Origin of the sequence: Terrabacter sp. Ter38, from assembly GCF_024519435.1 — a bacterium.
In the GTDB taxonomy this organism is placed as follows: domain Bacteria; phylum Actinomycetota; class Actinomycetes; order Actinomycetales; family Dermatophilaceae; genus Terrabacter.
Genome location: NZ_JALJRZ010000001.1, coordinates 824,474 through 840,520 on the forward strand (window position 1 = coordinate 824,474; position 16,047 = coordinate 840,520).

Sequence of the window (16,047 nt, forward strand, 5' to 3'; positions counted from 1 at the left end):
GACCTGGCCGTCTGAGATCCACTTCGGCGCAGAACGCGCCCAGAGACAAAGGATTTCGCCTCAGTGTGGGGGTGGTGCACCGGCCTGCGGTGTCGCGGCGAGTGGTGCGGGCTCAGAATACCACCCAGGGGCCTTCCCGCGGGTGAGGGAGGTCACGGATGTCGCGCCTCAGCGAACGTGCACCGTGGCGCCGCGTGCCGGCACGCCGGGCGTGAGCCGCTCCCACCGGGCGGCGAGGGGCCCAGCCTGCACGTCGACCGCGGCATGGGTCGTCGTGAGGACGAGGACGCTCGGACCGGCCCCCGACACGACGGCAGCGTGCCCCTGCGAGCGGAGGAGGTCGACGAGCTCCATCGTGGCCGGATAGGAGGGGCGCCGGGCCTCCTGGTGGAGCCAGTCGCGGGTCGCGGCATGCAGGTGCGAGGGGTCGGCCGTCAGTGCATGCACGAGCAGGGCGGCGCGTCCGGCGCCGGCGGCAGCCGCCGCGAGCGAGACCCTGGCGGGCAGCACGGCGCGGGCCGAGCGCGTCGCGAGCTGGGTCTCGGGGACGAAGACGACGACCTCGACGTCGGGGTGCGGGTCGAGACAGGCCGTGACGGTGCGTTCGCCGCGGTCGAGGCCACTGCCGTCCGGCATCCAGCTCACCGTGAGGCGGCCGTGCACGCTTGCGGACGCATTGTCGGGGTGCCCCTCGAGCTCGCTCGACAGGTGCGTCGCCAGCCCGAGGTCGACGGGCACGGTGGCACCGGGAGCCGGCCACGCGGCATACCCGTTCCCCTCTGCGCCCCACGAAAGCGCTTGTGCGGCAATAACGCCCGCGACGATCGCCGTCGCCGACGAACCCAGCCCGCGGCTGTGCGGGACACCGTTGGTGGCCTGGATGTGCAGGCCCGGGGGCGGCTCGGCCCCGAGTGCGCGCCACGTGTGCTGCATGGTGGCGTGCACGAGGTGCCGCCCGTCGGTGGGCACGTCGGCCGCACCCTCGCCGGTGACCTCGATGTCGAGACCGGCTTCCTCGGACGTCGAGACGACGTAGTCGTCCCAGAGGCCGAGGGCCAGGCCGATGGAGTCGAAGCCCGGACCGAGGTTGGCGCTGCTCGCCGGCACCCGCACGCTGACGGAGCGGCCCGCGGGCACCCGGCTCACGCGGTCAGCCCTCGAGACCCAGGGCCTGGGCCGCCGAGAAGGCATCGACCGAGACGCGGGTCGGCACGACGTCGCTCCCGTCGGCGGTGCGCAGCGCCCACTGGGGGTCCTTGAGCCCGTGGCCGGTCACGGTGCACACGATGCGCGCCCCGGACGGCACGAGCCCCGCGGCGTGGCTCGCCAGCAGGCCGGCGACCGACGCAGCCGAGCCGGGCTCGACGAAGACACCCTCCTGCGACGAGAGGTAGCGATGGGCGTCGAGGATCTGCTCGTCGGTGACGGCCTCGATGCGGCCCCCTGACTCGTCGCGGGCGGCGACCGCCTGCTCCCACGAGGCGGGGTTGCCGATGCGGATCGCGGTCGCGATCGTCTCGGGGTGGTCGACCGGGTGGCCGAGGACGATCGGCGCGGCACCGGCGGCCTGGAAGCCCCACATCCTCGGCAGGTGCGTGGCCGGTCCCGCGGGCGCGTCGGTGACGGGCTGGGCGAGGTACTCGCGGTAGCCACGCCAGTACGCCGTGATGTTGCCGGCGTTGCCGACCGGGAGGCAGTGGATGTCCGGGGCGTCGCCGAGCGCGTCGACGACCTCGAAGCTCGCGGTCTTCTGGCCCTCGATGCGGGCGGGGTTGACCGAGTTGACGAGCTCGACGGGATAGGCCTCGGCGAGCTTGCGCGCCAGGGTGAGGCAGTCGTCGAAGTTGCCGTCCACCTGCAGCAACGTGGCCCCGTGGGCGATCGCCTGGCTCAACTTGCCCATCGCGATCTTGCCGTCGGGCACCAGGACGCCGCACGTCATGCCGGCCTTCGTGGCGTAGGCGGCGGCCGACGCACTCGTGTTGCCCGTGCTCGCACAGATGACGGCCTTGGCCCCCTTGCGGGCGGCGACGCTGATCGCCGTGGTCATGCCGCGGTCCTTGAACGAGCCGGTGGGGTTGAGGCCCTCGTACTTGAGGTGCACCTCGGCGCCGACGAGCTCGGAGAGCTTCTCCGCGTGGATGAGCGGCGTCCCACCCTCGTGGAGCGTGACGACGGGCGCGCCCTCGAGCATGGGGAGGCGGTCGGCGTACTCGCGGATCACTCCGCGCCACTGGTGGGCCATCACGAACCTTCCACGCGCATGACGGAGTTGACGCCACGGACGACGTCGAGCGTGCGCAGGCGCTCGACCGTGGACGAGAGCGCGGCGTCGCTCGCCGTGTGCGTGACGATGATGAGGTTGGCCCTGGCCGCCTCGCCGTCGCCGGCGGGGACGAGCTGCTGGCGCACCGTCTCGATCGACACGTCGTGGTCGGCGAAGGCGGCTGCGACCTGGGCGAGGACACCCGACCGGTCCTCGACGTCGAGGCTGATGTGGTACCTCGTCTGGGCGTCGCCCATCGCCAGGACGGGCAGGTCGGCATAGCTCGACTCCCCCGGCCCGAGGCCACCCCCGACGCGGTGGCGCGCGACGGCGACGAGGTCACCGAGCACCGCCGAGGCCGTCGGGTCGCCGCCGGCGCCCCTGCCGTAGAACATCAGCTCACCGGCGGCGTCCGCCTCGACGAAGACGGCGTTGAACGCCTCGCGGACCCCCGCCAGCGGGTGCGAGCGCGGGATCATCGCCGGGTGCACGCGGACGCTGACGCCCTTGTCGGTGTGCTCGCAGATCGCCAGGAGCTTGACGACGGAGTCCATCTCGCGTGCCGCCGCGACGTCGGCCGCCGACACCTCGGTGATGCCCTCGCGGTAGACGTCGGTGCCCGAGACCCGGGTGTGGAAGGCGAGCGAGGCGAGGATGGCGGCCTTGGCCGCGGCGTCGAAGCCCTCGACGTCGGCGGTCGGGTCGGCCTCGGCGTAGCCGAGGGCCTGGGCCTGCTCGACGGCGTCGGCGAACCCGGCACCGGTCGTGTCCATCTTGTCGAGGACGTAGTTGGTCGTGCCGTTGACGATGCCGAGAACCTTGCGCACCTCGTCGCCGGCGAGCGACTCGCGCAGCGGGCGCAGCAGCGGGATCGCCCCGGCGACGGCGGCCTCGTAGTAGAGGTCGACGCCGTGTCGGGCGGCGGCGTCGTAGAGGGCGGGGCCGTCCTCGGCAAGGAGCGCCTTGTTGGCCGTGACGACCGAGGCGCCGTGCTCCATGGCGCGCAGGATGAGCGATCGGGCCGGCTCGATGCCGCCGATGACCTCGACGACGACGTCGGCCCGGGTCACGAGCTCCTCGGCGTCGGTCGTGAAGAGAGCGGGGTCGACCCCGAGGGCGGCACGGTCGCGGCCGGCGCGACGGACCGCGATGCCCACGATCTCGAGCGGCGCCCCGACGCGGGCCGCCATGTCGCCCGCGTGCTCGGTGAGCAGGCGTGCGACGGCTCCGCCCACGACGCCGGCCCCGAGCAGGGCGACGCGCAACGGCTGGGGGTCACTCACGGCGCTGTCCACGGCGGCAATCCTGCCGCCTGTCCGGGTGCTGGACGGTCATTGTTTCGCCATCCGGACGTCCGTGGCGCAGGATCTGCAGATCCATCAGACGTCGAGCGCGAGCAGGTCGTCGATGGTCTCACGCCGCACGATGACCCGGGCGACCCCGTCGCGGACCGCGACGACGGGTGGGCGCGGCGTGTGGTTGTACTGGCTCGACAGGGAGCGGCAGTAGGCGCCCGTGCCGGGGACGGCGATGAGGTCACCCGCGCCGACGTCGGCAGGCAGGAACTCGTCCTTGACGACGATGTCGCCGCTCTCGCAGTGCCTGCCGACGACGCGGGCGAGCACCGGAGGAGCCGTCGAGGCCCGACTCGCGAGCGTGCACGAGTAGTTGGCGTCGTAGAGCGCGGTGCGGACGTTGTCGCTCATGCCGCCGTCGACGGAGACGTAGACGCGCTCCGCTCCCCCGTCGAGGTCGACCGGCTTGACCGTGCCGACCTCGTAGAGGGTGAAGGTCGTCGGGCCCGCGATGGCGCGTCCCGGCTCGACCGAGATGCGCGGCACCGCGACCTCCTCGGCCCGGCACTCGCGCTCGATGATCTCGGCCATGCCGGCCGCGAGGTTCTTCGGCGGCAGCGGGTCGTGCTCGGTCGTGTACGCGATGCCGAAGCCCCCGCCGAGGTCGAGCTCGGGCAGCTCGACGCCGAGCTCGCGCGCGATGCGGGTGTGCAGTCCGACGATGCGGCGGGCCGACACCTCGAAGCCGGCGGTGTCGAAGATCTGAGAGCCGATGTGGCTGTGCAGACCGAGGAGGCGTAGCGACTCGGGCCGGTCGAGGATGCGGCGCGCGGCCTCGAAGGCGTGTCCGCCGGACAGCGACAGGCCGAACTTCTGGTCCTCGTGGGCCGTCGCGATGAACTCGTGCGTGTGCGCCTCGACCCCGACGGTGACGCGGATGAGGACCGGTGCGACGACGCCGAGCTCTGCGGCGACCGCGGCGACGCGCTCGATCTCGTCGAAGGAGTCGATGACGATGCGGCTCACGCCGTAGTCGAGGGCGTCGCGGATCTCGGCGACGCTCTTGTTGTTGCCGTGCAGGCCGATCCGGTCGCCTGGGATGCCGGCCCGCTTGGCCACCGCCAGCTCGCCGCCGGTGCAGACGTCCAGGTGCAGGCCCTCGTCGTGGACCCACCGCGCCACCTCGGTGCAGAGGAAGGCCTTGCCGGCGTAGAACACGTCAGCGCCGCCCGACAGTCCGTCGAACACCTCGGCGTACGTTCGCTTGAAGTCCCTTGCGCGCGAACGGAAGTCGTCTTCGTCAATGATGTATGCCGGGGTGCCGAACTCGCGCGCCAGCTCGGTCACGCTCACCCCCCCGACTGTGAGGACACCGTCGGCGCCCCGCCCGACCGAGGTCGCCCAGAGGGACGGGACGAGGGCGTTGACGTCGACGGGGGTCTGGAGCCACGCGGGGCCGCGATAGCCCTCGGCGTGCAGCGCTCCTGCTTCGTGTGCGCGCATGACTACATCCTCTCGGGGGCGGCCGCGTCCAGGCGGGCGAGTCCATTGCGCAAGACGATGCGGACGGCGTCGGCGAGGAGCAGCCGAGCCCCGTGGACGGACTGCGGGTGCACCCCGACGACCGTCGGTCGCACCGGATGGTCCCAGGCATCGGCGAGCGCCGCGAGGTCGGTCACGGCCCGACGCTGCTGGATCCCGTCGCCGACGTGGGTCGCAAGGCGCTGCGGCAGGTCCGCGAGGGCGACGAGCAGATGGCGTTCGGCCACGTGGGTCAGCTCGCCGAGCCGGTTCGGCGGACGCCGGTCGACCCCTGCGGCCTCGGCGTTGCGGATGATGCGGCACACCCGGGCGTGCGCGAGCTGGGCGGAGCGGACGGGGTCGTCGACGGCCCGGGTGCCTGGCGCCTCGACGAGGTCGCGCCTACCCTCGCCCGCTGCGAGGGCGTAGTGGTCCTGGTCCTCGATGACGAGCGGGACGATCGCCGAGCGCGCGGAGTCCTCCAGGGTGAGGGCGATGAGGCCGCTGGGCGCCACCTCGACGGCCGCGACCGGCTTCTGCAGGGTCAGCCCCTGGGCGAGCACGCGCGCCAGGTCGCGCGGCTCGAGGTCGATCTGCGGCGCCCACCGCTGGGCGACCGGTGTGACCCAGTCGGCGACGACGCCGGCGACGCGAGTGTCCGTGGGGCGGAAGAGCGGGCCGGCGGGTGGGCCGGCCTGCGCCTCGTCGGGCAGCTCCCCGGTCCGGGCCGCCTGCGCGGCGACCTCCTCGAGGAGGGCGCGCAGCTGCTCCGGCGTCATGCGGCCGAGTCTACGAGTCCGCCCTACGGCTCCCCGGATGCCCCGGATGCCCCGGATGCCCGGACGCCCCCGGTCGTCGGAGCCCTGACAGGACTCCGACGCTGACTGGCACACGAAAAGGCCCAGCCGTGGACCGCGCTTCGCGTCGGTCCAGGGCTGGGCCTGGAAGGTGCCCCCGGCAGGATTCGAACCTGCGCTCCCGCCTCCGGAGGGCGGTGCTCTATCCCCTGAGCTACGGGGGCGGCGCGCACTTTCGTGCGCCCCGGTGAGATTAGCAGCAGACCGCGGCGGACGCGGAATGCACCCCCGCGTCGGGCACCTGGCACCCGACGACCTACCGCGCCGACGATGGCCGGGCGACGCGTCACGACGACATCGACTGGTGCGCTCTCGAGGGGGCGGGCGTCCGCCGATAGTGCCCGCCGTACGCCCGCGTCGGCCGGACTGCGTCGATGCAGCCCACGATCCGCCGGCTCGTGCGGGACGCCGGCCGCCACCGCACCGTCGGCCTCGCCCTCGGGGCCGTCAACCAGCGGTACTGGGCCGCCCGGTGCCACGGGGGCACCGACAAGACGACACACGGCCACCTGGCGCTCTACGCCCGGCACCTCGGCCCGATCCCGATGCGGCGCAACGTCGTCCTCGACCGCAGCCCGACGTGCTCGTCCTGCCCGACGTGGCGGAGGTGCACGTGCCCCCCGGAATCGCTTTCATCCGCAAGGCCGCCCGGGCCCTGACCACGGCCGGGGGCCCGTCGCACGAGGACGTATGCGTGCGGACGGGCGAGCGCGCCACCGCCGCCCCGCACGTGCCACGATGAGGTCGTGCTCATCTCCAAGCCCGTGGCCGAGGCCATCCGTGCCGGCACGGTGACGCAGGCCTTCCGCCGGTGGGACGCCCCACGGGTCAAGGTGGGCGGGTTGCAGCTGACCGCGGCCGGCATCGTCCGCTTCGACACCGTCAGCCGGGTGCGGGACCCGGACAAGCTCACCGAGCGCGACGCGCGCACGGCCGGTGTCAAGGACCTCGCCACCCTCCAGCGGTTCCTCGCTCCGAGGGAGAGCAAGCCCTCGCCTCGAGGCGGCAAGGGCGGTGACACCGTCTACCGCATCCGGCTCAGCTGGGCCGGTGAGGACCCGCGGATCGCCTTGCGAGAGAGCATGCCCGACGACGAGTCGCTGAGCGACATCGCGGCTCGGCTCCGACGGCTCGACGCGCGGCCGACCGGTCCGTGGACCCGCGAGATCCTCGAGTGGATCCGCGACAACCCGCACGTCGTCTCGAAGGAGCTGGCGGCCCTGCGCGGTGTCGAGCTGCTCCCGATGAAGGTCGACATCCGCAAGCTCAAGGCCATCGGGCTGACGATCAGCCACGACGTCGGCTACGAGCTCTCACCGCGCGGGACGGCATACCTCGAGTGGCTGGGGCGGCAGCCCGGCTGAGCAGGACCGCTCGACCCCGACGGCTCGACCCGACGGCAGGTCAGCGCTGGGTCGTGTCGGTGACCTCGCCGACGAGCTCCTCGAGCACGTCCTCGAGGAAGACGACCCCCGTCACCACGGCGTCGTCGTCGATGACGCGCGCGAGGTGGGCGCCCGTCAGCTGCATCGTGGCGAGCACGTCCTCGATGTCGTCGTCCTCGCGCACGGTGGCGAGTCGACGGACCCGCTTGGGCGGGATCGGCTGCTCGTGCCGCTCGTCGTCGGCGTAGAGGATGTCCTTGAGGTGCAGGTAGCCGGCGATCTCGCCCGCCGCGTCCCGGACCGGGTAGCGCGAGAAGCCCTGCTTGGCGACGAGGCGCTCGATGTCGGCGGGCGTCGCGCCCAGCTCGACGGTCGTCAGCGACCGCCGGTCGACCGCCACCTCGCGGGCGCGCTTGTCGGAGAACTCGAGCGTCTTGGCGACGAGCCCGTGGCGCTCCTCCTCGATGAGGCCCTCCCGACGGGACTCCCCGACGATGTGCGCCACCTCCTCGACGGTGAACGCCGACGTGATCTCGTCCTTGGGCTCGACCCCGAAGAGGCGCACCAAGGCCTTCGCGACCGCCTCCATGGCGTGGATGATCGGGCGCAGCGCGCTGGCGATGAAGAAGAGCGCCGGCACGAGGACGAGCGCCGCGCGGTCGGGCCCCGCGATCGCGAGGTTCTTCGGGATCATCTCGCCGACGACCACGTGGAGGTAGGACACGATGAGCAGCGCGAGCGCCAGGGCCACGCCGCTCGCCCACGCGTCGGAGAGGCCCCAGCCGTGGAAGATCGGCTCGAGCAGGTGGTGCAGCGCCGCCTCGGCCAGCGCACCGAGGCCGACCGAGCACACGGTGATGCCGAGCTGGGCGGTCGCGAGCATCGACCCGAGGCGCTCGAGCGCGAGCAGGCACGACTGGGCGCGCTTGCTGCCCGCGTCGGCCAGCGGCTCGAGCGTCGAGCGTCGCACCGCCATGGCGGCGAACTCGGCGCCGACGAAGAAGGCGTTGCCGAGCAGGAGGAGGACAGACACGAGGTAGACCCAGGCGCCGCTCACGACCTCTCCCCCGTCTCCAGCGTGGACGGCATACGTCCATCCCCGTCCGGCTGGCTGGACGCCGCGGACGCGTCGCGTGCGTCCCCACCGTCGCCCGGGGGCAGTGACTCAGGGTCGGGCACGAAGCGCAGGCGGTCGACGCGGCGGCCCTCCATGCCGACGACGTTGATGCGCCAGCCGGGCACCCGGACGACGTCACCGACCACGGGCACCCGGCCCAGGCTCGTCATGACGAAGCCGCCCATCGTCTCGTAGGTCGACCCGTCAGGGACGTCGGCGTCGAAGGCGTCGCGCACCTCGTCGGGGCGCCACAGACCGGGCACGGTCCACGACCCGTCGATGAGCTCGCGGCCACCCTGCCGGCTGCGGTCGTGCTCGTCGGAGACCTCGCCGACGATCTCCTCGACGACGTCCTCGAGCGTGACGATGCCCGAGGTGCCGCCGTACTCGTCGACGACGACGGCCATCTGGAAGCCGCCCTCGCGCAGCTCGCGCAGGAGGGGGTCGAGCCGGATCGTCTCCGGCACGACGAGGCGGTCGGACATCAGCGCCGAGACGGGCACGTCCTTGCGCCGCTCGTGGGGCACGGCCATCGCCTTCTTGACGTGGACGACCCCGTCGATGTCGTCCCAGTCCTCGCCGAGCACCGGGAAGCGCGAGTGCCCCGTGCGCCGCGAGAGTCGCAGCACGTCGTCGGCGGACTCCTCACGGTGGATGCCGGTGCACCGCACGCGCGGCGTCATGACGTCGTCCGCCGTGCGCTCGCCGAAACCGAGCGAGCGCGTCAGCATCCGCGCGGTCGTGACGTCGAGGGTGCCCGCCTCGGCCGAGCGCTGCACGAGGCTCGCGAGCTCCTGTGGCGTGCGCGCGCCCGACAGCTCCTCCTGCGGCTCGATCCCGAACGCGCGGAGGAAGGCGTTGGCCGAGCCGTTGAGCACGATGATGAGGGGCTTGGCGATGACGGCGAAGACGCGCACGGGCAGGGCCACGACCTTGGCCGTCGCGAGCGGCGCGGAGATGCCGAGGAACTGCGGCAGCAGCTCGCCGAAGACCATCGAGAAGATCGTGGCCAGCAGGAGTGCGAGGGTGCTCGAGACGGCCTCCACCGCACCGGGGCCGAGGCCGAGGGCCTCGAGAGGCCCGGCGACGAGGACCCCGATCGAGGGCTGCGCGAGGTAGCCGACGACGAGGGTCGTGATCGTGATGCCGACCTGGGCCGCCGACAGCTGCGTCGAGAGCTGCTTGAGCGACTGGAGCACGACGCGGGCCCGCGAGTCCCCGGCGTCGATGGCCCGCTGGACCGTGGGCCGGTCGAGGGCCACGAGGGAGAACTCGGCGGCGACGAAGAGGGCGGTTCCGGCCGTGAGCAGCACGGCGCCGAGGACGAGGAGCCACTCGGTCACGGCCGGGCCACCCGTCGAGGGGTGCCCGCGGTCACGGGAGCGGAGACCTGGCTGGTGGCGGGGGTGGCCGGACCCTGGTCGCGGAGGGAGGTCATGGTGCGCTCAACTATAGGGAGCCGCACCGGCCCGCCGCGGCGGGACCGCTCGCCCGACCTCCGTGTGGACGGGGTACGCCGTGTGGTTGAGTTGGGCGCATCACGGCGGGGCCGTGGCGCCCACGTGGGCCGACGGAGGGAGCACGGTGGTGCACGGACGACCGGAGTTCACCGGGCACATCGAGGTGCGCGGGCTGACGAAGCGGTTCGGCTCCTTCACTGCCGTCGACCAGCTCGACTTCGATGTCGAGCCCGGGCGGGTGACCGGCTTCCTCGGGCCCAACGGCAGCGGCAAGACGACGACCCTGCGCATGCTGCTCGGCCTCGTCCGGGCCACGGGCGGCACGGCGACGATCGACGGCCACCGCTACTCCGAGATCCCCAACCCGCTCACCGTCGTCGGTTCCGCCCTCGAGGCGACGAACTTCCACCCCGGCCGCACGGGACGCAACCACCTCCGCGTGCAGGCTGCGGTCGCCGGTGTCCCCGACTCGCGCGTCGACGAGCTGCTCGAGCTCGTCGGCATCCCGGCCGCAGCCCGCAAGCGGGCCGGCGGCTACTCCATGGGCATGCGCCAGCGGCTCGGCCTCGCAGGCGCCCTGATCGGCGACCCGCGCGTCATCATCCTCGACGAGCCGGCCAACGGCCTCGACCCCGAGGGCATCCGCTGGCTGCGCGGCTTCCTGCGCCACCTCGCCGACGAGGGTCGCACGCTGCTCATCTCGAGCCACATGCTCTCCGAGGTCGAGCAGACGGTCGACGACGTCGTCATCATCGCCAACGGCCAGCGCGTCGCCCAGGGCACCGTCGCCGAGCTGCGCGGCGAGCCCACGGCATACGTCCGCACGTCCGACCCCGACCGGCTGTCCGAGGCGCTCCGCGGTCGCGGCCTCGCGGTCACGCCGAGCGGGCGGGGCCTGCGCGTCACCACCGAGGACCTCGCCGTGGTCGGGGACGTGGCGCACGCCAGCGACGTCGCGATCCACGAGCTGCGCAGCGAGCAGACCCACCTCGAGGAGCTCTTCTTCAACCTCACCGAGAGTGACGCGCACCGCAACCGCAACCTCGGGCTCGACGCGCCAGCAGATGGCGGCACGCACCCCGACCTCCCGCCGCCGAGCGGACCCCCCATCGACCCTGCCCTGCTGGCCGAGCCCGCGCCGGTGGCGGGTCCGGCTGACCGCGAAGGAGACCCGCGATGACCGCGGCGGTGCGGGCCGAGCTCCGCAAGCTCTTCACGACCCGCCTCTGGTGGGGCATGGCCATCGCCGTGTTCGTCAGCGGCGCCGCCTTCGCCGTCCTCTTCGCCTTCGTGTTCACGAGCGACGCCCTGCGCGGGCCGCAGGCTGCGGCGGCCCCCACCACCGACGTCGCCATCGCCAAGGCCGTCTTCACCGGCGGCCTGCAGGTGGGCTACCTCCTCACGTTGTCGATCGGCGTGCTCACGATCGGTTCGGAGTACCGCCACCAGACCATCACCGCGACCTTCCTGGCGATCCCCCGGCGCGGTCGCGTCATGGCGGCCAAGGTCATCTCGCTGCTCGTGATCGGCGTGCTCTACGGCCTGCTGTCGCTCGCGGGCGCCGTCGGGGCGGGCACCCTCGTGCTGACGTCCAAGGGTGTCGCTCCCTTCGCCGACCCGGCGATCTGGCGCACCCTCGCGCTCTCCCTGCTCGTGCTGGGCCTCTGGGCCCTCATCGGCCTCGGCGCCGGCATCCTCATCCCCAACCAGGTCGCCGCGCTGCTCATCTCCGTCGCCGTGGCGTGGATCGTCGAGCCGGTCCTCGGGCTCGTGCTCGCCCTGACCGACTGGGGCAAGAGCATCTCCCCCTACCTCCCGAGTCGCGCCACGAGCGCGATGCTCGAGTCGACGAGCAGCGGCTTCGACGGCCAGCCGGTCGACCAGCTCTCCTGGTGGGCGGGAGCGCTCGTGCTCATGGCGTATGCCGCCGTGATGGCCGGTCTCGGCACGTGGCGGACGCTGCGCGCCGACATCAGCTGACGCGAGCGTCCAGCAGGCACAGGCGGTACCCGACGACGCCCCCGAGGGCCAGCCCCGCGGACGTGAGGAACGCCTCGTCGACGGTCGGGCTCGACATCCGAGCCCCCGTCCGGTACGAGAGCATTCGGGTCTAGGCTTGACCCCTGTATAGGCAACGACGCACCCGAGCCAAACGAAAGAGGCGCATTCGCCGTGTCCGATCAGTCCACGTCCGGTGACCCGATTGCAGCATTCGGGCCGAACGAATGGCTCGTCGACGAGCTCTACCAGCAGTTCCTGACCGACAAGACGTCGGTCGACAAGGCCTGGTGGGGGTACTTCGAGGACTACCGGCCGGGTGAGACCGACACGAGCGCGGCCCCGGGCCGCACGGCGACCGCGACGAAGCCGCAGACGACGCGCGCGCCGGCCAACCCCTCGCCCACGGGGTCCACCAACGGGTCGGCCAACGGCGCCCCCGTGAAGGCCCCGACGACCCCGGCGCAGAGCCCCGCCCCGGCGGCGGCCGCGACCACCCGTCCGAAGGTGGCGCCCGCGCCTCCTGTCCAGGCTCCCGCCGCACCGGCCGCCAAGGCCGAGCCCAAGACCGAGGCGAAGACCGAGCCCAAGACCGAGGCGAAGACCGAGGCGAAGACCGAGGCGAAGACCGAGCCCAAGGCGGCACCCAAGGACGAGCCCGCCGCCGAGACCCCCAAGCCGCGCGACATCCCCGCGGTCAAGGGCACCGGCCCGGTCAACGACGACCGGGTGACCCCGCTGCGCGGCGCGTCCTCCCGCGTCGTGGCCAACATGGAGGTCTCCCTCACCGTCCCGACCGCGACGAGCGTGCGCGCCGTCCCGGCCAAGCTGCTCATCGACAACCGCGTCGTCATCAACAACCACCTGGCCCGCTCGCGCGGCGGCAAGGTGAGCTTCACCCACCTCATCGGCTACGCCATGGTCAAGGCCCTGGCGCTCATGCCCGAGATGAACAACGGCTTCACCGAGAAGGACGGCAAGCCCGCCCTCGTCGTGCCGGCCCACGTCAACTTCGGCCTGGCCATCGACCTCCAGAAGGACGACGGCAGCCGCACGCTCGTCGTGCCCTCGATCAAGTCGGCCGAGGAGATGGACTTCGTCCACTTCTGGACCGCCTACGAGGACATCGTCCGCAAGGCCCGCGCCAACAAGCTGACCGTCGAGGACTTCCAGGGCACGACGATCTCGTTGACCAACCCGGGCGGCATCGGCACGGTGCACTCGGTTCCGCGCCTCATGAAGGGCCAGGGCGCCATCATCGGCGTCGGCGCCCTCGACTACCCCGCCGAGTGGCAGGGCGCGAGCACCGAGACCCTCAACCGCAACGCCGTGAGCAAGATCCTCACGCTCACCTCGACGTACGACCACCGCATCATCCAGGGCGCCCAGTCCGGCGACTACCTGCGGATCATGCATCAGCTGCTCCTGGGCGACAACCGCTTCTACGACGAGATCTTCGAGTCGCTGCGCATCCCCTACGAGCCGATCCGCTGGATCCAGGACGTCGACTCCTCGCACGACGACGACATCAACAAGGTCGCCCGCGTCCAGGAGCTCATCCACGCCTACCGCGTGCGCGGCCACCTCATGGCCGACACCGACCCGCTCGAGTACAAGCAGCGCCGCCACCACGACCTCGACGTCACGACGCACGGCCTGAGCCTGTGGGACCTCGACCGCACCTTCGCGACCGGCGGCTTCGGCGGCTACCCGTTCCTCAAGCTGCGCAAGATCCTCGGCATCCTGCGTGACTCGTACTGCCGCACCGTCGGCATCGAGTACATGCACATCCAGGACCCCGAGCAGCGCAAGTGGATCCAGAACAAGGTCGAGCGGCCCTACGAGAAGGCCAACCGCGACGAGCAGATGCGGATCATGCGCCGCCTCAACGCCGCCGAGGCCTTCGAGACCTTCCTCCAGACGAAGTTCGTCGGGCAGAAGCGCTTCTCGCTCGAGGGCGGCGAGTCCGTCATCGCGCTCCTCGACCGCATCCTGTGCCGCGCCGCGAGCGAGAACCTCGACGAGGTCTGCATCGGCATGCCGCACCGTGGCCGCCTCAACGTCCTGGCCAACATCGCGGGCAAGTCCTACGGCCAGATCTTCCGCGAGTTCGAGGGCACCCAGGACCCCAAGTCGGTCCAGGGCTCGGGCGACGTGAAGTACCACCTCGGCACCGAGGGCGAGTTCGTCTCCGAGGACGGCAGCAAGACAAAGGTCTACCTCGCCGCCAACCCGAGCCACCTCGAGGCCGTCAACCCGGTGCTCGAGGGCATCGTCCGGGCCAAGCAGGACCGGCTCAACCTCGCGGGCGAGTCGTTCACCGTGCTGCCCGTGCTCATGCACGGCGACGCCGCGTTCGCCGGGCAGGGCGTCGTGGCCGAGACGCTCAACCTCTCGCAGCTGCGCGGCTACCGCACGGGCGGCACCATCCACGTCGTCATCAATAACCAGGTCGGGTTCACGACCTCGCCGAGCAGCTCGCGCTCGTCGGTCTACTCGACCGACGTCGCCCGCATGATCCAGGCGCCGATCTTCCACGTGAACGGCGACGACCCCGAGGCCTGCGTGCGCGTGGCCGAGCTGGCCTACGAGTTCCGCCAGGAGTTCAACAAGGACGTCGTCATCGACATGGTGTGCTACCGCCGACGCGGTCACAACGAGGGCGACGACCCGTCGATGACCCAGCCGCTCATGTACAACCTCATCGAGGCCAAGCGCTCGGTCCGCAAGCTCTACACGGAGTCGCTCATCGGCCGCGGCGACATCAGCGTCGAGGACGCCGAGGCCGCGCTGCGCGACTACCAGCAGCAGCTCGAGCGCGTCTTCGTCGAGACCCGCGAGGCGAAGAAGGCCCAGGCCGCCACACCGGCCCCGCCGACCGACCGCGACTCCGACGCCCCGGACAACGCCGGTCTCGAGCGCCCCACGGCGCAGGTCCAGGACGACGAGGCGCCGGTACGCTCCGCGACCGAGACCGGCGTCGAGGCGAGCGAGCTCGTCCACATCGGGGAGACCTTCGCGAGCCCGCCCGAGGGCTTCACGATCCACCCGAAGCTCAAGCAGCTCATGGACAAGCGCGCCCAGATGGTCCACGAGGGCGGCATCGACTGGCCGATGGCCGAGCTGCTCGCCTTCGGCACGCTCCTCAAGGAGGGCACCCCGATCCGGCTCGCCGGTCAGGACAGCCGCCGCGGCACGTTCGTGCAGCGCCACGCGGTGCTCATCGACAAGAACAACGCGGAGGAGTGGACGCCGCTGCTCTACCTCGGTGAGGGCCAGGCCCGCTTCTGGGTCTACGACTCGCTGCTGTCCGAGTACGCCGCGATGGGCTTCGAGTACGGCTACTCCGTCGAGCGTCCCGACGCCCTCGTGCTGTGGGAGGCGCAGTTCGGCGACTTCGGCAACGGTGCACAGACGATCGTCGACGAGTTCATCAGCAGCTCCGAGCAGAAGTGGGGCCAGCGCAGCTCGGTCGTGCTGCTCCTGCCGCACGGCTACGAGGGCCAGGGTCCCGACCACAGCTCGGCGCGCATCGAGCGCTACCTGCAGCTCTGCGCCGAGAACAACATGACGGTCGCCTACCCGTCCACCGCTGCGAGCTACTTCCACCTCCTGCGTCGACAGGCCTACGCCCGCCCGCGCACACCGCTCGTCGTCTTCACCCCGAAGTCGATGCTGCGCAGCAAGGCGGCAGCCAGCTCGGTCGAGGCCTTCACGCAAGGCGGCTTCCAGCCGGTCCTGGCCGACCACGAGGGCGTCACCCAGGACGTCACGCGGGTGCTCTTCGCCAGCGGCAAGATCGTCCACGAGCTCGACGCCGAGCGCGAGAAGCGCGGCGACACCTCCACGGCCGTCATCCGCGTCGAGCAGCTCTACCCCATTCCCGAGAAGGAGATCATCGACGCCGCCTCGAGGTACCCCGGCGCCGAGCTCGTGTGGGTGCAGGACGAGCCGCGCAACCAGGGTGCGTGGCCGCTCATGGCCCAGTGGCTGCACGAGGACCTCTGCGACCTCGGCGAGACCCGTCCGTGGCGCGTCGTGGCCCGCAAGGCCGCGGCCTCGCCGGCCACCGGCTCGTCGAAGAAGCACGCGGCCGAGCAGGCCGAGCTCATGGAGCGCGCGTTCGGGCGCTGAGCCCGCACACACGC

General features: G+C 71.9%; 12 protein-coding genes and 1 tRNA gene. 5 read left to right on the plus strand and 8 right to left on the minus strand.

Features of this window, described 5'->3' with window-relative positions; translation table 11 throughout:
* Positions 1-168 precede the first annotated feature (168 nt).
* The 6 genes from NR112_RS03815 to NR112_RS03840 form a co-directional block, all read right to left on the minus strand.
* Positions 169-1,146, minus strand: a complete 978-nt coding sequence (locus NR112_RS03815) for a homoserine kinase (protein ID WP_256792639.1) — start codon at positions 1,144-1,146, stop codon at positions 169-171.
* A 4-nt stretch (positions 1,147-1,150) separates the two neighbouring features.
* Positions 1,151-2,245: a threonine synthase gene (thrC, locus tag NR112_RS03820; RefSeq protein ID WP_256792640.1), complete on the minus strand. Its 1,095-nt coding sequence runs from the start codon at positions 2,243-2,245 to the stop codon at positions 1,151-1,153.
* Positions 2,245-3,561 (minus strand): homoserine dehydrogenase, encoded by a 1,317-nt coding sequence (locus NR112_RS03825; protein ID WP_256792641.1) that lies wholly within the window; start codon positions 3,559-3,561, stop codon positions 2,245-2,247. Before NR112_RS03825 ends, thrC begins: the two co-directional genes overlap by 1 nt.
* Before the next feature lie 84 nt (positions 3,562-3,645).
* Positions 3,646-5,064, minus strand: a complete 1,419-nt coding sequence (lysA, locus tag NR112_RS03830; RefSeq protein ID WP_256792642.1) for a diaminopimelate decarboxylase — start codon at positions 5,062-5,064, stop codon at positions 3,646-3,648.
* Positions 5,065-5,066: 2 nt separating this feature from the next.
* Entirely contained in the window at positions 5,067-5,861 is a 795-nt protein-coding gene (locus NR112_RS03835; RefSeq protein ID WP_256792643.1) for a DALR anticodon-binding domain-containing protein, read from the minus strand.
* 170 nt (positions 5,862-6,031) lie between these two features.
* A tRNA-Arg gene (locus NR112_RS03840) sits at positions 6,032-6,103 on the minus strand.
* A 210-nt stretch (positions 6,104-6,313) separates the two neighbouring features.
* Between NR112_RS03840 and NR112_RS03845 the strand changes: the two genes are divergently transcribed.
* A complete protein-coding gene (locus tag NR112_RS03845) occupies positions 6,314-6,598 on the plus strand; it encodes a hypothetical protein (RefSeq protein ID WP_256792644.1) in 285 nt (94 codons plus the stop codon).
* A gap of 87 nt (positions 6,599-6,685) precedes the next feature.
* Positions 6,686-7,303, plus strand: coding sequence for an ASCH domain-containing protein (locus NR112_RS03850; protein WP_256792645.1), 618 nt, complete (start codon positions 6,686-6,688; stop codon positions 7,301-7,303).
* A 40-nt stretch (positions 7,304-7,343) separates the two neighbouring features.
* Here NR112_RS03850 and NR112_RS03855 read toward each other — a convergent pair whose 3' ends face one another.
* Together NR112_RS03855 and NR112_RS03860 are read right to left on the minus strand one after the other, a co-directional pair.
* Complete coding sequence (locus tag NR112_RS03855; RefSeq protein WP_256792646.1) at positions 7,344-8,381, minus strand: hemolysin family protein; 1,038 nt, start codon at positions 8,379-8,381, stop codon at positions 7,344-7,346.
* Positions 8,378-9,784: a hemolysin family protein gene (locus NR112_RS03860; protein ID WP_256792647.1), complete on the minus strand. Its 1,407-nt coding sequence runs from the start codon at positions 9,782-9,784 to the stop codon at positions 8,378-8,380. The genes NR112_RS03855 and NR112_RS03860 overlap by 4 nt, the downstream gene beginning before the upstream one ends.
* A 244-nt stretch (positions 9,785-10,028) precedes the next feature.
* On the opposite strand from NR112_RS03860, the gene NR112_RS03865 reads away from it, so the two are divergent.
* The 3 genes from NR112_RS03865 (at position 10,029) to NR112_RS03875 (ending at position 16,033) form a co-directional block, all read left to right on the plus strand.
* Positions 10,029-11,081, plus strand: a complete 1,053-nt coding sequence (locus NR112_RS03865; protein ID WP_256792648.1) for an ABC transporter ATP-binding protein — start codon at positions 10,029-10,031, stop codon at positions 11,079-11,081.
* On the plus strand, positions 11,078-11,881 hold the full coding sequence (locus NR112_RS03870; protein ID WP_256792649.1) for an ABC transporter permease subunit: 804 nt from the start codon (positions 11,078-11,080) through the stop codon (positions 11,879-11,881). The genes NR112_RS03865 and NR112_RS03870 overlap by 4 nt, the downstream gene beginning before the upstream one ends.
* Positions 11,882-12,073: 192 nt before the next feature.
* Positions 12,074-16,033, plus strand: a complete 3,960-nt coding sequence (locus NR112_RS03875; RefSeq protein WP_256792650.1) for a multifunctional oxoglutarate decarboxylase/oxoglutarate dehydrogenase thiamine pyrophosphate-binding subunit/dihydrolipoyllysine-residue succinyltransferase subunit — start codon at positions 12,074-12,076, stop codon at positions 16,031-16,033.
* Positions 16,034-16,047 lie beyond the last annotated feature (14 nt).

Coding starts and splice junctions, on each gene's coding strand:
- NR112_RS03870 (WP_256792649.1), top strand. CDS start 11,078: ATGACCGCGGCGGTGCGGGCCGAGCTCCGCAAGCTCTTCACGACCCGC.
- NR112_RS03835 (WP_256792643.1), bottom strand. CDS start 5,861: ATGACGCCGGAGCAGCTGCGCGCCCTCCTCGAGGAGGTCGCCGCGCAG.
- lysA (WP_256792642.1), bottom strand. CDS start 5,064: ATGCGCGCACACGAAGCAGGAGCGCTGCACGCCGAGGGCTATCGCGGC.
- NR112_RS03845 (WP_256792644.1), top strand. CDS start 6,314: ATGCAGCCCACGATCCGCCGGCTCGTGCGGGACGCCGGCCGCCACCGC.
- thrC (WP_256792640.1), bottom strand. CDS start 2,245: ATGGCCCACCAGTGGCGCGGAGTGATCCGCGAGTACGCCGACCGCCTC.